The sequence below is a fragment of the Ruegeria sp. BA2 genome (genome assembly GCF_056539605.1).
On the sequence record NZ_JBQFVE010000005.1, the window covers coordinates 88,597 to 106,867 of the forward strand.

General features: G+C 55.7%; 16 protein-coding genes. All 16 read left to right on the forward strand.

Going from position 1 to position 18,271, the window contains the following annotated elements; genetic code table 11:
* Positions 1-89 precede the first annotated feature (89 nt).
* The 16 genes from ACR0NN_RS12685 (at position 90) to ACR0NN_RS12760 (ending at position 18,013) form a co-directional block, all read left to right on the forward strand.
* Complete coding sequence (locus ACR0NN_RS12685; protein ID WP_170723898.1) at positions 90-911, forward strand: TauD/TfdA family dioxygenase; 822 nt, start codon at positions 90-92, stop codon at positions 909-911.
* 190 nt (positions 912-1,101) lie between these two features.
* On the forward strand, positions 1,102-2,103 hold the full coding sequence (locus tag ACR0NN_RS12690) for a Gfo/Idh/MocA family protein (protein WP_170723899.1): 1,002 nt from the start codon (positions 1,102-1,104) through the stop codon (positions 2,101-2,103).
* Complete coding sequence (locus ACR0NN_RS12695) at positions 2,103-3,674, forward strand: CoA-transferase (RefSeq protein WP_170723900.1); 1,572 nt, start codon at positions 2,103-2,105, stop codon at positions 3,672-3,674. The genes ACR0NN_RS12690 and ACR0NN_RS12695 overlap by 1 nt, the downstream gene beginning before the upstream one ends.
* The gene (locus tag ACR0NN_RS12700; RefSeq protein ID WP_170723901.1) at positions 3,671-4,438 is read left to right on the forward strand and encodes an enoyl-CoA hydratase/isomerase family protein; all 768 of its coding nucleotides are present in this window, start codon (positions 3,671-3,673) and stop codon (positions 4,436-4,438) included. The genes ACR0NN_RS12695 and ACR0NN_RS12700 overlap by 4 nt, the downstream gene beginning before the upstream one ends.
* Positions 4,439-4,442: 4 nt before the next feature.
* On the forward strand, positions 4,443-5,966 hold the full coding sequence (locus tag ACR0NN_RS12705; protein WP_170723902.1) for an aldehyde dehydrogenase family protein: 1,524 nt from the start codon (positions 4,443-4,445) through the stop codon (positions 5,964-5,966).
* A 56-nt stretch (positions 5,967-6,022) separates the two neighbouring features.
* Positions 6,023-7,273, forward strand: coding sequence for an ABC transporter substrate-binding protein (locus tag ACR0NN_RS12710; RefSeq protein WP_170723903.1), 1,251 nt, complete (start codon positions 6,023-6,025; stop codon positions 7,271-7,273).
* A gap of 100 nt (positions 7,274-7,373) precedes the next feature.
* Positions 7,374-8,267 (forward strand): carbohydrate ABC transporter permease, encoded by an 894-nt coding sequence (locus ACR0NN_RS12715; protein ID WP_170686349.1) that lies wholly within the window; start codon positions 7,374-7,376, stop codon positions 8,265-8,267.
* On the forward strand, positions 8,267-9,148 hold the full coding sequence (locus ACR0NN_RS12720; RefSeq protein WP_170422333.1) for a carbohydrate ABC transporter permease: 882 nt from the start codon (positions 8,267-8,269) through the stop codon (positions 9,146-9,148). Before ACR0NN_RS12715 ends, ACR0NN_RS12720 begins: the two co-directional genes overlap by 1 nt.
* Positions 9,149-9,154: 6 nt before the next feature.
* Positions 9,155-10,267, forward strand: coding sequence for a sn-glycerol-3-phosphate ABC transporter ATP-binding protein UgpC (locus tag ACR0NN_RS12725; RefSeq protein WP_170723904.1), 1,113 nt, complete (start codon positions 9,155-9,157; stop codon positions 10,265-10,267).
* Positions 10,264-11,754, forward strand: a complete 1,491-nt coding sequence (locus ACR0NN_RS12730; protein WP_170723905.1) for a GMC family oxidoreductase — start codon at positions 10,264-10,266, stop codon at positions 11,752-11,754. The genes ACR0NN_RS12725 and ACR0NN_RS12730 overlap by 4 nt, the downstream gene beginning before the upstream one ends.
* Positions 11,751-12,509, forward strand: coding sequence for a 3-ketoacyl-ACP reductase (locus ACR0NN_RS12735; RefSeq protein WP_170723906.1), 759 nt, complete (start codon positions 11,751-11,753; stop codon positions 12,507-12,509). Before ACR0NN_RS12730 ends, ACR0NN_RS12735 begins: the two co-directional genes overlap by 4 nt.
* 16 nt (positions 12,510-12,525) lie before the next feature.
* Complete coding sequence (locus ACR0NN_RS12740; RefSeq protein ID WP_170723907.1) at positions 12,526-14,112, forward strand: GMC family oxidoreductase N-terminal domain-containing protein; 1,587 nt, start codon at positions 12,526-12,528, stop codon at positions 14,110-14,112.
* Positions 14,113-14,114: 2 nt separating this feature from the next.
* Positions 14,115-14,423: a Dabb family protein gene (locus ACR0NN_RS12745; RefSeq protein WP_170723908.1), complete on the forward strand. Its 309-nt coding sequence runs from the start codon at positions 14,115-14,117 to the stop codon at positions 14,421-14,423.
* Between the two features lie 4 nt (positions 14,424-14,427).
* Positions 14,428-15,597 (forward strand): dihydrodipicolinate synthase family protein, encoded by a 1,170-nt coding sequence (locus tag ACR0NN_RS12750; RefSeq protein ID WP_170723909.1) that lies wholly within the window; start codon positions 14,428-14,430, stop codon positions 15,595-15,597.
* A gap of 5 nt (positions 15,598-15,602) precedes the next feature.
* The gene (locus tag ACR0NN_RS12755) at positions 15,603-16,619 is read left to right on the forward strand and encodes a LacI family DNA-binding transcriptional regulator (protein ID WP_170723910.1); all 1,017 of its coding nucleotides are present in this window, start codon (positions 15,603-15,605) and stop codon (positions 16,617-16,619) included.
* A 119-nt stretch (positions 16,620-16,738) separates the two neighbouring features.
* The gene (locus tag ACR0NN_RS12760) at positions 16,739-18,013 is read left to right on the forward strand and encodes a TAXI family TRAP transporter solute-binding subunit (RefSeq protein WP_170723911.1); all 1,275 of its coding nucleotides are present in this window, start codon (positions 16,739-16,741) and stop codon (positions 18,011-18,013) included.
* Positions 18,014-18,271: the final 258 nt, after the last annotated feature.

Genomic DNA, 18,271 nt, shown 5'->3' on the forward strand with positions numbered 1-18,271 from the left:
AGGGTAAATTCATCGTCCCAGATAATGTTGGCTTTGATAAGTTAATCGGCATTTAATCGATCTGAATTCAATGATCGGGGAGAACCAGCATGAATGTTTTACCTCTTACGGGTGGGCTGGGGGCCGAGATTACCGGGGTGGATGTCCGCTGCGAAGATCAGTTTGATGAGATCCAATCCGCCTTCGCTGAGCATTCCGTCATTGTCCTGAGAAACCAACAAATCAGCCCGGAAGATCATCTGGAATTTGCACGCAGGTTCGGACCGATCAATGTGAACCGCTTCTTCAAGCCAGTGGATGGGTATCCAGAGATCGCGACAGTTTTGAAAGAGAAAGATCAGAAAGAGGCCGTGGGAGAGGGGTGGCACACTGACCATTCTTACGATCAAGAACCTGCGATGGGCTCGATCCTGCACGCCTTGGAGGTTCCGCCCTATGGTGGCGATACTCTGTTCATTTCCATGGCTGCTGCTTACGAGGCTTTGTCGCCTGCAATGCGGAGTTTTCTGGATGGACTTTGGGCGGTGCATTCCTCACGCCATGTGTTTGGCGCCAACACTATGGATTCAGAGGCCTCTAAAAGCGGTCGGCTGGGCAATTCCCAAGCGGCCACGCAAGACGCTTTGCATCCTGTTGTGATTACGCATCCGCTGAGCGGTAGGCGGGGATTGTTCGTCAATCCTGTTTTCACCACCTATATCAAGGGGTTAAACGCGGATGAATCTGCTGTGTTGTTGAACATGATTTATGATCATTGCAGGCAGCCGGAATTCCAATGCCGTCTTCGCTGGCAAACAGGGGATATCGCGATTTGGGACAACCGCGCCACCTGGCACAAGGCGATTAACGACTATCACGGGTTCCGACGACTAATGCACCGGGTTACGGTTGAGGGATGCGCCTTGTCATAGTGATCTGCGACTCAGGAACGACCTCGCGCTGCTGCAGCCCTATTGCTTCACGACAATCATATCGAACCTAGCATCGTGTAGCTTTCTTCGGCCTTGTTTCATTAAAGTTCAGCATATGAAGAAATTTGACTTGCTAAAATTGGAACGTTCCATTAGATATTTTGGAACGTTCCAATTGTGGAGAAGGTAGATGAACTGGGCATTCGTCGGAGCAAGTACAATAGCTTCGCAACATATGTTGGACGCAGTGCGCCAGCAGGACGGCAACGACGTAACCTGGATCGTCAGCAATTCTCCTGATCGGGTTCAAAGCTGGGCTAAAGACCGCGATATTCCTAACGCCACCACAGACTTGAACACGGCACTTACCGATGAAGCTGTGCGCGCGGTATATGTTTCATCCACCAACGAGAAGCATCATTCGCAGGCAATGGCGGCCATTTCGGCTGGTAAACATGTTCTTTGCGAAAAGCCTCTTGGGATGACCCAGGCTGAAGCCATCGAGATGGTGAACGCCGCTAAGGCGGCAGGCGTGACGTTTGGTACAAACCACCATCTGCGCTGTTCAGGCAGCCATCGCGCAATCCGCGATCTCATTGCAAATGGGCGAATAGGCGATGTTCTTTCACTCCGCATTCATCACGCCGTGCATTTGCCTGAGAACTTGCAAGGGTGGCGGATCAATTCCGCCGATGCTGGTGGTGGCGTGATCCCCGACATCGTTGTTCACGACGCCGATGTCACCCGTTTCCTGCTTAACGAAGACCCGGTTTCGGTAGTTGCGCAAATGGCAAGCTCGGGGATGGGGCAGGGGGTCGAAGATTCCTGCATGTCTGTCTGGACGATGCCATCAGGCGTTATGGTCATGGCCCACGAAAGCTTTACCCATCCGTTTGCCGGTTCAGGGCTTCAAGTTCACGGGACCAAAGGATCGATCTTCGCGGATGGAGTGATGACGCAGCGCCCGGTCGGAACAATCACTTTGGTTACAGATGCTGGTCGTGAAGGCATCCCCTTCTCTGATCATTCGCTCTACGTTCAAGGCGTGTCAGAATTTGTTGCCGCGACAGCGGGATACGGCCACCCGGCGGCCGATGGCTCGGACGGAGTAAAGTCACTTTCCGTTGCGCTTAGCGTTCGTGAGGCTGCGGCCTCGGGGCAGCGCGTAGACGTCGATTATGGTGGCCTCTGATGTCCAAGCTTGTTTCAGTCGCGCAGGCCGTTTCCCGTATTCCCGACGATGCGGTTGTGACCGTATCGTCGTCCTCGGCTTTGGGATGTCCAGACCTTGTTCTCAAGGCGCTGGGCGAGCGGTTTCGCGCTGAAGGACATCCACGCAATATCACGACGCTTCACCCGATTGCCGCCGGGGACATGTATGGCGTCAAGGGGATGGATTATCTGGCGCAGGACGGCTTGTTAAGCCGCGTTCTGGCCGGCTCATATCCCTCTGGCCCCTCAAGTCTGGAGATGCCGGAAATCTGGAAGATGATCGTAGAGGATCGTGTTGCGGCCTACAACGTGCCCTCGGGTATCTTGTTCGATATGCATCGCGAGGCCGCCGCACATCGCCCCGGTGTTCTGACGCAGGTCGGGCTTGAGACATTCGTGGATCCCGTGCGCGAGGGATGCGCGATGAATGCGCGCGGCGCGGCAGAGCCCATCGTGTCCAGAAAGGAATTCGACGGTCAGACTTGGCTGCACTTTCCCAATATCAACCCGAACGTGTGCGTGTTGCGCGCGACCACGGCGGACGAGTTCGGAAATCTGACTTATGAACACGAAGGGGCCTATTTGGGTGGGCTGGAACAGGCAATCAGCACGCGCAACCATGGCGGGCTGGTGATCGCGCAGGTACAGCGCGTCACAGCCGAAGGCAGCCTGCGACCTCATGATGTGCGTGTTCCGGGACATTTGGTCGATCTGATCGTTGAAGACCCTGATCAGATGCAGACAACCGAGACACCTTATGATCCCGCCATTTCCGGCCAGATCATGCGTCCATGGGGCAGCTTCTCTTTGGCCGAGCACGGCGTTGAAAAAATCATCGCCCGCCGTGCCGCGCAAGAGCTGCGCGCCGGCATGAGCGCCAATCTAGGCTTCGGCATCAGCGCAATGGTTCCGCGTGTTTTACTGGAAGAGGGGTATCCCAAGGCCGTGACTTGGGCGATCGAACAGGGCGCTGTGGGTGGTGTGCCATTGACCGGATTTGCCTTTGGGTGCGCATCCAACGCGCATGCATATGTGCCATCCCCGCAGCAATTCATCTACTTTCAGGGGGGCGGTTTCGATATGTCGTTCCTCTCGTTCCTCGAGGTTGATGTTGAGGGCAATGTGAATGTCTCGAAGCTGGGTAAAAAGCCCTATCTGACCGCAGGGTGCGGTGGCTTTGTTGATATCACCGTGCGCGCCAAAAAGATCGTGTTCTCAGGTTGGTTCGAGGCTGGTGCCAAGATTGATCTTACGGATGACGGTATCCGGGTTGGAGCGCCCGGCAAATTCACCAAGATGGTGGATAAGGTGGAGCATGTCACGTTCTCTGGCAGCCGCGCGCGTGAAACCGGCCAGGACGTGCTTTATGTGACCGAACGGTGCGTCATTCGCCTGACGGACGAGGGCTTGGTTGCAACGGAAATCATGCCAGGCATTGATGCTCAGCGCGACATCGTTCAAGCGTCCGATGGGCGGGTCAAGGTTGCCGAAAATGCACTGCAGATGCCGAAATCTCTGTTCACCGAAGGTCCGATGGGGATGAAGCTGTGAGCAATCTTGGGTTTCATATTGAGGATGGAACTGCCGTCCTGACGCTGGACAATGTGACCAAGCTCAATGCCCTGACTATGGACATGCTGGATGCACTGGAAGCACGGCTGCAGGAGGTTGAGCGCGACACTTCAATTCGCGCTCTTATCCTGACCGGGGCAGGTGAAAAGGCGTTTTGCTGCGGCGCAGATATCGGTGCATGGGGCGGCCTCAGCCCAGCAGAGTTCGCGCGACACTGGGTGCGCGATGGTCATCGCATTTTTGACCGTCTGGCCCGTATCGGAAAGCCGACGATTGCAGCGATCAATGGTCATGCGTTCGGGGGCGGGCTGGAGCTCGCTAGTTGCTGCGATTTGCGTCTGATGGCGCCTCGCGCCACGCTTGCCTTGCCTGAAGCCCGCGTCGGGATCGTTCCGGGATGGTCCGGATCTCAACGACTGACGCGGCTGATCTCGGAAACTGCGGTAAAGGAAATGGCTCTGTTCGGACGCCGGATCGGCGCCGATCGCGCCCTGGCCTTGGGCTATGTGACTGAATTGGCGGAAGCCCCCCTTTCACGGGCGCTTGAGATTGCATCCGAACTTGTCTCGCTATCGCCGCGCGCGACGGAAATCTCAAAAAACATGATCCATGCTGCGGTTGGTGAAGACGCCCACGCGGTTGTCGAAGCTTTGGGCAGCGCTGCAATTGCTGCCTCAGCCGACCGCGAAGAAGGTGTTGCCGCCTTCATGGAAAAACGAAACCCCAATTTCTCGGGTCTGTGACAATATGAAAGATATCACCATTAACCCTGCCATCCCGTTTGAGTTGCCGCCGTTGTTCGAGGGCCGTCATCTCATCGATGGCGTTTGGCAAGACAGCGCCTCGGGTCAAACGTTCGAGCGCCGCTCGCCTTCGCATGGGCATATTGTCAGCCGTTCCGCTCTGGGCAGTGAGGCTGATGCCGAGGCGGCGATCCATGGTGCGCGCAAGGCATTCGACAGCGGGGTCTGGAGCTGCGCGTCAGGTAAAGAACGCGCAACTGTCTTGCTGAAGGTTGCAGACCTGATCGAGCAAAACGTGGAGCGGATCGCCCTGATCGAAACGCTGGAAAGCGGAAAGCCGATCAGCCAGTCCAAGGGCGAGGTCGGTGGGTCGGCGGATCTCTGGCGATACGCAGCCTCGCTTGCGCGCGGCACCCATGGCGACAGCCACAATACGCTCGGACCAGACATGATGGGCGTTGTGTTGAAGGAACCGATCGGTGTCGTGTCAATTATCACGCCCTGGAACTTCCCGTTCTGGATCCTGAGCCAGAAACTGCCATTTGCGTTGGCTGCGGGATGCACCGTTGTCGTCAAGCCATCCGAGATGACGCCATCAACAACCTTGATGCTGGGAGAGTTGCTGATCGAGGCGGGGCTGCCCGCGGGAGTTTGCAACATTGTGCTGGGCTACGGCGTTCCCGTCGGAAGTGTGATGTCCAGCCATGAAAGCGTGGATATGATCAGCTTTACCGGCTCTACAGCGGTGGGCAAGAAGATCAGCGAAGTTGCATCGGATACGTTGAAGAAAGTCGCACTGGAGCTAGGCGGAAAGAACCCGCAGGTTATCTTTCCAGACGCCGATCTGGACGCGGCAGCCGACGCAGTGGTTTTCGGGGTCTATTTCAATGTTGGCCAATGCTGCAACTCCAGCAGCCGCATCATCGTTCACGAAGACATTGCCGATGAATTCCGCGAACGCATTGTTGCCCTGTCACGCAGGGTCAAGTTTGGCGATCCGCTGGATCCCACAACGCAAGTCGGGGCGATCGTTACGCCCGAACACAACACCAAGATCGATGCTTTTGTCAAAGATGCTCAAGCGTCAGGTGCAACGGTTGAGCTGGGCGGTGATACAATGCAAGTCGAGGGGCTGGGCAATCAGTTCTATCAGCCTACCATTGTCACCAACATTCAACCCGATATGCCGATTGCCCGCGAAGAGGTTTTTGGTCCTGTTTTGTCCGTGCTGACGTTCAAATCACTGGACGAAGCGATCGCGCTGACCAATGATAGCGCTTACGGTCTGTCGGCAGGGGTCTGGAGCGAGAACGTACATACCTGCCTGGAATTTGCCCGTCGTGCAGAAACGGGAACGGTTTGGACCAACACCTGGATGGACGGATTCCCCGAGGTTGCTTTCGGTGGGTTCAAGCAATCTGGGCAGGGGCGGGAAATCGGACGCTACGGGTTCGAGGAATTTTTCGAAGTGAAATCAGTGGTCATGCGCATCGGCAACAGCCGCGCGCCATGGGTTCCGCAAGACTAAGACAGGGCACCGAATTGGGTCCGAAAAAGAAGAACGCATTAAGGGAGGAAACAAGAATGCGTAATCTGCTAAAGACAAAATCGTTGATTGTGGCGGGTCTGCTGTGCACGACCAGCCTGGCGCAAGCCGAAGAGGTTGAAGTTCTGCACTGGTGGACATCAGGTGGTGAAGCTGCAGCGCTGAACGTTTTGAAAGATGACCTGTCCGGTCAGGGCATCGGATGGACCGACATGCCTGTAGCGGGCGGCGGTGGCGAACAAGCCATGACCGTTCTGCGCGCCCGCGTTACTGCAGGCAATGCGCCAACCGCAGTTCAGATGCTGGGTTTTGATATTCTGGATTGGGCCAATCAGGGCTCTTTGGCTGACCTGAACGAAGTTGCCGCCAAAGAAGGATGGGACGATGTCGTTCCGGATGCACTGAAGGCGTTTGCCAAGCATGACGGCAAGTGGGTTTCTGCTCCGGTCAATGTGCACTCAACCAACTGGGTCTGGGCGAACAAGGCGGTTCTAGACGCAAACGGCATTGCGCAACCGACCAACTGGGACGAATTCGTCGCGGCAGTTGATGCGCTGAAAGCCGCGGGTGTAACGCCGATTGCACATGGTGGTCAGGCCTGGCAGGACGCAACCATATTCGACGCGGTCGCAATGTCGACGTTGGGTCCTGATGGTTATAAAGCGGCCTTTGTTGATCTGGACGAAGGGACCTTGGGTGGCGATGCCATGAAAGAGGCTTTCGACCGGATGGCTTTCATTCGTGACAATGTGGATGAGAACTTCTCGGGCCGTGACTGGAACCTGGCGACTGCGATGGTGATCAATGGCGAGGCTGGTTTCCAGATGATGGGTGACTGGGCCAAGGGCGAATTCCTGAACGCAGGTAAGGTGCCCGGAGAAGACTTCTTGTGCTTCCGTTTCCCCGGAACAGCCGATCAGGTGACATTCAATGCAGACCAGTTTGCGATGTTCGACCAGGGCGGTGAGGTATCGGCTGAGCAGGCGGCACTTGCCAGCGCGATCTTGTCGCCGTCGTTCCAGATTGCCTTCAACAAGGTGAAGGGTTCGGTTCCTGCTCGTACTGACGTGGACAGCAGCGATCTGGATGCATGCGGTCAGCAAGGCATGAAAGATCTAGCGGCTGCGGCTTCGTCCGGCAATCTGTTCGGTTCGATGGCGCACGGGCATGCTGCGCCGGCATCGGTGAAGAACGCGGTCTATGACGTGGTGACCGCACATTTCAATGGTGAATATGACAGCGAAACGGCCGTGGTTGAACTGGTCGACGCTGTATCTATCGCCAAATGATCCCAAAGTGATCCTCCCGACGGGGCGGCGGACTGGCCGCCCTGTCACCCAAAGGGCGCATAAGCTCTGATCTTACAAACTCGAACGAGGAGGGCGCGCCATGGCTGCTTCAGCCGACGCGGATTTCAAGACACGCCTTCAGAACTGGATACCCAAGCTGGTCCTGTCACCATCACTGGCGATGATGCTGGTCTTTGTCTACGGATTCATTCTGTTTTCGGTCTACCTGTCCTTCACCGACAGCCGCATTCTGCCGACCTATGGTTGGGTCGGTTGGGAAAACTATGACAAACTTTGGCGCCTAAGTCATTGGGAAACCTCACTGATCAATATGGGGATCTTCGCGAGCCTTTATATCGTGATCTGCACCTGTATTGGGCTCGGTCTTGCCATTTTTCTCGATCAGAAAATCCGCGGTGAGGGGCTGTTGCGTCCGATTTACCTGTATCCGATGGCGCTGAGTTTCATCGTTACAGGTACCGCCTGGAAGTGGTTCCTTGACCCCGGTATCGGCCTTGAGAACGTGATGCACACCTGGGGTTGGACGAGCTTCGAGTTCGACTGGATCAAAAACCGCGACTACGCGATCTATACTGTCGTTCTGGCCGCCGTCTGGCAGACCAGCGGCTTCGTGATGGCAATGTTTCTCGCCGGTTTGCGCGGGATCGATAACGAAATTCTGCGCGCAGCACAGATGGACGGAGCTTCGAACTGGAACCTCTATCGTCGGATCATTATTCCACAGCTGCGTCCTGCGTTCCTGTCAGCCTTCGTGATCCTAAGTCACCTCGCGATCAAGACCTTTGACCTTGTGATCGCTCTGACCGGAGGCGGGCCAGGACGCGCAACCGAACTGCCCGCAACCTTCATGTATTCCTACACGTTCACGCGGAACCAGATGGGGATCGGCGCGGCCTCGGCCACCATCATGCTGATGACCATCGCGGCGATCATGATCCCCTACCTCTACGCCGAATTGCGGGAGAAACGCTGATGTCCCAAGCAACTCAGGATACCGCAATTCGCACGGGCCGGGTCACGCGCACGCTGATCTATCTGGTGCTGCTCTTGTTCGGTCTGTTCTACCTGCTGCCGCTTTATGTGATGCTGGTGAACTCGGTGAAACCACTGGAAGAAATCACCGGTGGCGGCATGATGAACTTGCCACAGGTCTTCACGTTGGAGCCATGGCTCAAGGCGTGGTCTTCGGCCCAGATCGGTGTCGATCCAACCGGGTTGAAGCCCTATTTCTGGAATTCGATTAAGATGGTGGTTCCGGCCGTGATCGTCTCGACCATCCTTGGTGCGTTGAACGGTTATGTGCTGACCAAGTGGCGGTTTAAATACGACACCATTCTGTTCGGCCTGATGCTGTTTGCCTGCTTCATTCCGTTCCAGATCGTGCTTATTCCTATGGCGCGGATGCTGGGTATCATCGGGCTGGCAGGTACCACCTGGGGGCTGGCGCTGGTGCATGTGGTCTATGGGATCGGCTTCACCACGCTGTACTTCCGCAACTACTACGCCGTCTTCCCGACTGAATTGATCCGAGCCGCCCAAATCGATGGCGCCGGATTCTTCCAGATTTTCTGGCGCATCCTCTTACCCAGCTCTGGGCCGATCGCCGTGGTGTCAATCATCTGGCAGTTCACCAACATCTGGAATGACTTTCTGTTTGGTGCGTCTTTTGCAGATGCCAACAGTCAACCGATGACGGTCGCTCTGAACAACCTGGTGCAGTCGTCAACCGGTGTGAAGGAATACAACGTTCATTTTGCTGGCGCCATTCTGGCCGCCATGCCAACTCTGCTCGTCTACATCGTGGCCGGTCGATACTTCGTCCGCGGCCTGATGGCGGGTTCCGTGAAAGGATAAGGCCTGATGGGTTTTCTTGACATAGATAACGCGACTAAATCCTACGGTTTGGTCGAGGTGCTGCACAAGGTCGACATCTCGGTGCAGGAAGGAGAGTTCCTGGTTCTTGTCGGTCCATCAGGCTGTGGCAAATCTACCTTGCTGAACATGATTGCCGGGCTCGAAGAAATCACCAGCGGCGAGATACGCATCAAGGATCAGGTGATGAACGGGGTGCACCCGTCAAACCGCAACATCGCAATGGTGTTCCAAAGCTATGCGCTCTATCCGAACATGACGGTCGGGCAAAACATCACCTTCGGGCTTGAGATGCATGGCGTGCCCAAGGCCGAACGCGACACGGCAATGCAAGAAGTCGCTAAGCTATTGCAGATCGAACAGTTGCTGGATCGTAAGCCCGGTCAACTTTCGGGCGGTCAGCGTCAGCGTGTAGCGATGGGTCGTGCTTTGGTGCGGAACCCCGATGTGTTTCTGTTCGACGAACCGCTCTCGAACCTAGATGCCAAGCTACGTGTCGACATGCGGACCGAGATCAAGAAGCTGCACCAGAATCTTGGCACCACCATTGTCTACGTCACGCACGATCAGATCGAAGCAATGACTCTGTCCAGCCGCATCGCTGTGATGAATGGCGGCTATGTGCAACAGCTGGGGACGCCACAGGAAATCTATGACACCCCGGCCAATATCTTTGTGGCAACGTTCATGGGTTCGCCCGCAATGAATGTAGTTCCTGCGAAGGTTACAATGTTGAACGGACGCCCACATGCCGAGGTTGCTGTTCATGATGGGTCGATGGCGCAGCTTCCCTTCAGTCAGGACAATCTGGCCGCCTGGGATGGACGCGAGATCCTTTTGGGCATTCGCCCGGAAACGATCACTGACATGGATGGTGCCGACAGAAAGTCTTCGAACATCGCACAGATGACCAATCGGATTGTCGTGACCGAGCCTGCTGGATCGGACACTTTCGTTTCAATGCAATTAGGTGGGCGCGACGTGATCGCGCGGATGCGTTCGGATGCCGAAGTTGCTCCGGGTCAGGATTTTGCCTTTGCCGTCAACATGGAAAAGGCGGTGGCCTTTGATCCTGAAAGCGAGATGCGGATTCTTCCGTGACACGTGCCGACGTCATAATTATTGGGTCCGGAATGGGTGGTGCCACCTTGGCGGCTGCCTTGGCTCCATCGGGCCGTCGCATCCTTGTTCTGGAAAGAGGGGAGCGCCTGCAGCCCTCGCCACAAGATCGGGATCCGCAGGCCATCTTCGCCAACGGACACTTTCGCCCGGATGAAACCTGGTTGGATGGGGCGGGGCAGTCCTTCAATCCTGGAAACTACTACTGCGTCGGTGGAAACTCCAAATTCTACGGCGCGGCTTTGATCCGCTACAGAAAAGAGGATTTTGAGCCGCGTCAGCATATGGGCGGTCAAGCGCCCGGGTGGCCGATACCTTACGACGATTTGGAAGCCGACTACTCAGCGGCGGAAGCATTTTACGATGTGCGTGGAACCACCCAAGAAGACCCTACCGAACCGCCACATAGCGGCAATTACCCATTTCCGCCCGTGCCAGACGAACCGGACATCGCGGACCTGAGGGTTCGGTTAAGCCGTGCTGGTCTGAAGCCATCTTCGGTTCCGCTGGGAGTGGACATCAAAAAGTGGCTGGCAGGGGGCCAGACAACCTGGGACGCTTATCCAAACACATGCGGCGGCAAAATGGATGCCGAAACCATTGCGCTTTCTAAGGCTTTGAAACACAAGAATATTGAGCTGTTTACCAACGCACGCGTTAGAAAGCTGCATGCGGGCGATGACGGTCGGATAGCGAACGTAGACGTCGATGGGCTCGGTACATTTAATGCACCGATTGTCGTCCTCGCGGCGGGTGCGGTACAGTCCTCAGCCTTGTTGCTGCAATCTGCGAACGACAATTGCGCAACGGGCCTCGCAAACCGGTCCGATCAGGTCGGACGGAACTTCATGAACCACAATTGCTCGGCTGTAATGGCATTGCACCCCTTTCGTCGAAACAGAGCGGTCTATCAAAAGACGTTGATGTTCAACGACTATTACAACAGCGACGGGCGGGGCGGCCTGCCCTTGGGCAACATTCAGATGCTGGGCAAGATCACCGGACCGATCCTTGCGTCGCAAACCCAACTGCCCAGACCAATCGCGGCGATGATCGCAAACCGCAGTTTTGATTTCTATGCCATGTCCGAAGACCTGCCCAACCCCGATAGCCGGGTGACGGTCGAGGGCGATCAGATACGGCTTGATTGGAAACGTTCGAACTGGGCGGCGCATGAGGCACTTGTCGCGCGGCTTAAAGGCCACCTGAAGCAAGCGGGATTCCCTGTGGTTCTGTCTCGGCCTTTTGATCGGCGTACACCATCACATCAATGTGGCACGGCCCGGATGGGAATTGACCCTACAGCCAGCGTTGTCGACACCTATTGCCGCAGCCATGACCACAAGAACCTGTTCATTGTTGACGCGTCGGTTCTTCCGACCTCTGCAGCGGTCAATCCGGCCCTGACGATAGCTGCACTGGCCCTCAGGGCGGGCCGCCATATTATTGAAACGGAGTTTTCCGCATGACCTCAACAGCATTGGTGACCGGAGGGCAGCAGGGCATTGGTCTTGGGGTCGCGCGCGCCTTGATTGCGGCAGGCTGCAAGGTTGCGGTGGCCTCACGCTCTGCCCCCGACAAACCGGCTGTGCAATCGGCGTTGGCCGACCTGGGCCCAAACGCGATCTATCTGCAGCATGATGTGTCCGACATCGATCACGTGCCTGCATTGCTGGATCAGGTTGAGGCGCAACTGGGACCAATCACTGCATTAGTCAACAACGCAGGTGTCGGGGCACCGGTCCGCGGTGACATGTTGGATTTGAAGCCGGAGAACTGGGACTTTGTGCAGAACATCAATCTGCGCGGTGCATTTTTTCTGGCGCAAGACGTCGCGCGGCGCATGCTGGAGCAGTCGAGTGATGCTTATCGGTCGATCACCTTTGTTACGTCGGTCAGCGCTACGATGGTGTCGATCGAACGGGCCGAATACTGCGTGTCCAAAGCGGCCGCGGCGATGATGGCGCAATTGTTTGCGGTGCGCATGGCCCCGCATGGCATCGGCGTGTTCGAGTTGCGGCCCGGTATCATCGCCACCGAAATGACCGCAGGCGTGCGCGACAAATATTCCGACCGCATCGAAGGTGGCCTTGTTCCTGCTGCGCGCTGGGGTGAGCCCAAAGATATCGGGTCCGTCGTCGTTCCGTTGGTTCGGGGCCAGATGCATTTTGCGACCGGTGCAGCCATCCCGGTGGATGGCGGCCTGTCGATCTCACGTCTTTAGCTTAGGGCGCATCAGCATGTCTGAAGGATTTGATTTCATTGTCATCGGGGGCGGATCGGCGGGTTCGGTCATAGCTGCGCGCCTGTCCGAAGAGCCCTCGGCGAAAGTGCTGCTGCTTGAAGCAGGATCAAGTGATCGCCATCCGTTTTTCCACTTGCCAGCCGGGTTCGCGAAGATGACCAAGGGCATTGGCAGTTGGGGCTGGTCTACAGTTCCGCAAAAACACATGCAGAATAAGGTGTTCAACTACACCCAAGCCAAAGTGATTGGCGGAGGGTCGGCGATCAACGCGCAGATCTACACTCGGGGCGCAGCCCAGGATTATGATGATTGGCGGCAAATGGGATGCGAAGGCTGGAGCTATGCCGACGTGTTGCCCTATTTCAAGAAGTCCGAGGACAACGATACCTACGAAAATGAGTTCCATGGCAAGGGCGGGCCCTTAGGCGTGTCCATGCCTGCAGCGCCTTTGCCGATCTGCGATGCCTATATCAAGGCTGCTGGGGAAGTGGGAATTCCCGAAACGCGCGACGTGAACGGCGCGAAACAAGATGGTGCGGGATATTATCAGCTGACCCAGCGCAACGCTCGGCGATCATCTGCCGCTATGGCGTTTATCGCACCCAACCGCAGCCGCCCGAACCTCACGGTCCGTACGGCGGCTCAGGTACGCCGGATCGTTGTGGACAAGGGCAGGGCGACCGGTATCGAGATGATGAACGGCGACAAGATCACTGCCTCGAAAGAGGTCATCTTGTCGTCTGGAGCCATCGGCTCGCCACGCTTGCTGCAGCTTTCGGGTATTGGCCCGGCGGATCATTTGGACAGTATTGGTATCGATGCAGTCTATCATCAGCCTCAGGTGGGCGCGAATTTGCAAGACCATCTGGATTTATACTCGATCTGCGAAGTAACAGGGCCGCATACCTATGACCGTTATGCCAAACTGCACCTATCGGCATTGGCGGGTCTGCAATACCTGTTCACACGCAAGGGACCAGTGGCATCCAGCTTGTTTGAAACAGGAGGGTTCTGGTACGCCGACCCCGATGCGCGCTCACCAGACCTGCAAATGCACCTTGGGCTCGGCACCGGGATCGAAGCGGGGGTCGAAGCAATGCCCAATGGCGGCGTGACCCTCAATGCGTGTTTCCTGCGCCCTCGGTCCAGAGGTACCGTCCAGTTGCAAAGCGCTGATCCTACGGCCATGCCGCTGATAGACCCGAATTATCTGGCTGACCCATATGATCGCGAAATGTCCATTCGGGGTCTGAAACTGGTGCAGAACATATTGGCCCAGGACGCGCTGAAACCTTACATCCTTGCTGAACGTTTGCCGGGGCCGAACGTAAAGTCCGAGCAAGAATATTTCGACTTTATCTGCGTACACTCCAAGACTTCTCACCATTGTGCAGGAACCTGCCGGATGGGCAGCGATCCCGAGGCGGTGCTGGACCCGCGATTGCGCTTCAATGGGATCGAGGGGCTGCGTGTCGCCGACGCATCGATCATGCCGACCGTTAATTCTTCGAACACCAACGCTCCAACCATCATGATCGGCGAGAAAGCTGCTGACATGATCAGACAAGACCAAGGTTTCTGAAAATGATCCGCCATATTGTACTGACCAAATTTCGACCCGATGTGACTGAAGAGACCATCGGGACCATCTACAAAGGTCTCGCTGATCTGTCCGAGGCCCTGCCGGGTGCCAGCGGATTTACCGGAGGTCGGAGCAAAAGCCCCGAACAGATAGAGCGCGGATATATGCACGGCTTCGTGATTGATTTCGAAGATTGGGCCGCGTTGGAAACCTATCAGAATAACGAAACGCACAAGGCACTGGGTGCGCAGCTCGTCGAAAACGCCGTGGACGGTATCGACGGTATTCTGGTTCTGGATTTGGAGGTCTAAGTCGATGCAACTGGTATTGCCAACTCAGGATGGACGGCTGGAAACATATGCGTTGACTGGTACCCCGCTGATACCGCGCGCGCCGAAAGTTTCCCTGACACGGACGGTCTTTGCTGCGGCGCATGTGGTCTCGGACCCTCTGGCCGAACGCAACCCATGGGATGGCCGACCCGCAGTGGATTGGGACACGACCCTGCAATTCCGACAGGGTCTGTGGGATCAAGGGTTGGGTCTGGCCGAGGCCATGGACACCGCGCAGCGCGGCATGGGGGTCGATTGGGAAACAGCATTAGAGTTGATCCAGCGCACCATGAAGGCGGCGCAGGCACATCCTTTGTCACCACGGGTGGCTTGCGGGGCAGGCACGGATCACCTGCCGCTGAGCGCGCTGAATACCGCAGGCGAAATCCTGTCAGCTTACGAGCATCAAGCAGAGGCGATTGAAGCCGCCGGAGGGCAACTGATCTTAATGGCATCTCGCGCATTCCCGGCGATTAATGCTGGCCCGGACACGTACCATGATGTCTATCGTGCGTTGATCGACGGGGCGGCTGAACCGGTAATCCTGCACTGGTTGGGGGATATGTTCGATCCCGCCCTGACCGGCTATTGGGGCAGCACAGATGTCGAAGCGGCAAGCGATTTTGTGCTGTCATTGATCAATGAAAACCCGGCTAAAGTGGATGGGATCAAAATCTCACTTCTGGATCAGGCGCATGAAGAAGCCTTCCGCGCGCGGTTGCCGGAAGGTGTTCGCCTATATACCGGCGATGATTTCAACTATGCTGATCTTATCGCCGGGGATGGGGATCACTACTCCCATGCACTTCTGGGGATTTTTGCAGCGATCGCCCCGGCGGCAAGTCAGGCGCTGGAAGCACTGGCGCAGAACGACATGGATCGCTACCATGCACTGTTCACACCAACTGTGCCTCTCAGCCGCGAAATTTTTCGCGCGCCAACCCGGTTCTACAAGGCTGGAATTGCCTATTTGGCGTGGCTCAACGGATCCCAATCTCATTTCATTATGCCGGGTGGTTTCCAATCGAGCCGCGACATTTGTCACTACGCACAGGTATTCCGGCTGGCGGATCAGGCCGGTTTGCTATCGGACCCGGAACTGGCTAAAGCACGGTTGACGACGCTTCTCAGTTTGCACGGAGTCGAACAATAGCCTGAATGCGCAGACCGACGATCATAGATGTTGCCCGCACAGCAGGCGTTTCAAAATCGACGGTCAGCCTTGTATTGCAGGGCAGTTCGCAGGTGAAGCCAGAGACGCGCAAGCTGGTTCATGCCGCGATGAAAGAGATCGGGTATGTCTATAACAGGTCTGCGGCCAATCTGCGATCGACGGGAACCGCGTTGATCGGTTTGGTCATCAACGATCTGACCAACCCGTTCTTTACCGAATTTGCTACGTCGCTACAGATGGCACTGGGATCTCGGGGCTATGCAGTTGTCGTGGCCAATACAAATGAAGACCCTGAGATCCAGGATCAGGTTGTGGGCGCGATGCTGGAACACGGCGTGTCGGCGCTCATACTTTCCCCGGCATATGGTGATGTGTCAAAAACCCTATTGACCGTCGAGCGCGCGGGCATTCCCGCCATGCAGGTGCTGCGGCAAGTTGATTGCGAAACGGGCAGGTTCCCTTTTATCGCTCCTGATTATGCCAAAGGCGGGCAGGAGGCCACTCAACACTTGATCGAAACCGGTTCGCGGCAGATCGCGTTTGTCGGAGGGCTTGAAGGCGCTGAAGTCACGCAGGAAAGGCTTTCAGGCTATCTGAAGGCGATGAAGGAAAATGGCCTGCATCCTATTGTAATAACAGGGAAATCAAGCCGATCATTTGGGCACTCTGCCGCCACCGAATTGTTCCGCCAGCATCCGGAATGCGATGCTGCGGTTTGCTTCAACGATCTGGTGGCTTTCGGCATGATCAATGCCTGCCATGAAACTCAAATTAAGATTGGTGAAGAGTTTCAAATTATCGGTTTCGACGACATCAAGGAAGCCTCAGAATGCTGGCCAGCACTGTCTACTGTGCATTGTGGAGTTTCTGAATTCGGAGAACTGGTTGCGGATACCGTATTGCGATGGCTGCAGGATGGAACGACGCCTTCAAAACACAGGAAGTCAGCGACCCGTTTGGTATTGAGGCAAACCACGAAGGCCATCGAACCGCCAAGGTAAGCTAAACCAAACGGTGTAAGGTAGGATTATCAAATTCTGGAATTAAACGTTCTACAATTGACAAAGAGTCGCTCCATAGCAAAGCATTGATCGGTCCTCATTAACTGCGAAGAATACGGATGCGACTCTTTCTGACCCTTCTTGTACCCGTCCTTGTCGTTGTTCTGGTCATTCTACTCATCAGCAGTCTTACACCGCCCGACAAAATACGTCTTGCGACCGGGCCTAAGGATGGAGGCTATTGGAAGATAGGAGCAGAATATCGAGCTAAGCTTGCCAAAGATAACATTTCTTTGGAGTTGGTCGAGACAGCGGGTTCAATTGAGAACATCCAAAAACTGGCAGACGGAGAGGCTGATGTCGCTTTTGTGCAGGGGGGTATCCCGCTTCCTAAGGGACACAATCTTGAATCTCTCGGGGCGCTTTTTCCGGAACCTCTGGTCATTTTCAAACGTGCCTCGGCGCAGGTTGGCCGGTACCCCGGCGATTGGCGTGGGCTTCGCTTGGCCGCGGGGCGAGAGGGGTCAGGCGCGCGGGCCGCAGCCCTTGCGCTAATCGAGGCTGCAGGCCTTCAGGAATCTGGGATTGTGTTGCAGGAAATTGGTGGGTTTGAAGCTATCGATGCACTGCGCACTCAGGAAGTCGACGCGGCTTTGTTCGTGTCGCCGCTTGAGGCACCATACTTGACCGAGGCGATCATTGATCCAGAACTGGACATGATCAAGATGGCTTTGATTGATGCACTTTCATTCAGTTTTGCCAGCGCCCATTCTGCAGTGGTGCCAGCAGGTTCAACCACATTGGCACCGCCACGACCTGTTCAGGATGTCAAAATACTAACGTTGACCGCGTCCATGATTGCGACCAGCCAGATACATCCCGCGATTGTTGATCGGCTCGTTCACAGTGCGAATAAGATCCACGGCGATCGCTCCGTTTTACAAGAGGCGAAGGAGTTTCCAAACACCAACTCACCTCCGGCTCCAATTAACGATGTGGCTTGGCACATGATAAACTCTGGCCCAAGCATTCTTCACGACATTTTTCCATTTTGGATTGCGGCCCAGTTTGGCAGAGTATTGCTGTTTCTTTTGCCGCTGGTCTTCCTTGCACCATTGTTGAGATTCGTTCCGGCAATTTACGTATGGTTCCAAAACCGAAGAGTTTGGCGCCATTATCAGCGCATATCCGCGCTTGAGGCGGCGATTGAAGAAGCGACCACAACAGACGAGATTGATGCCGTCGCAAAAAAACTGGACGAGGTTGCTGCCACGCTCGCAAGTTTGAATTTGCCCCTCGCCTATCGCCAAAAAGCCTATGACGCGCGACTGCATATCGAGCTTATCAGTCAGGATATTGAACGCCGCCGGTTGAGCAAACTTAGTGAACCGTAATATTATCGTAAGATGTGAGACGGAGAGTGGATTGGCGTTCGAAAAAAAGATGTCCAGACCTCTATTCCATTTGTCAACAAGACCTAACTTGCGCCGCAAACGAATCTGTTTGGTCAAGGTCTCGACCATCCGCATAGGGTCCCAAACCATTTCGGGAGAATTCGCCTCCTCACTCGTCATTGTTGACGCAACGCACGTTTAACGGCAGTCTTTAAGCATTCGTGCGAGTATTTCATTCTATGCGAATTGAATGCGTTT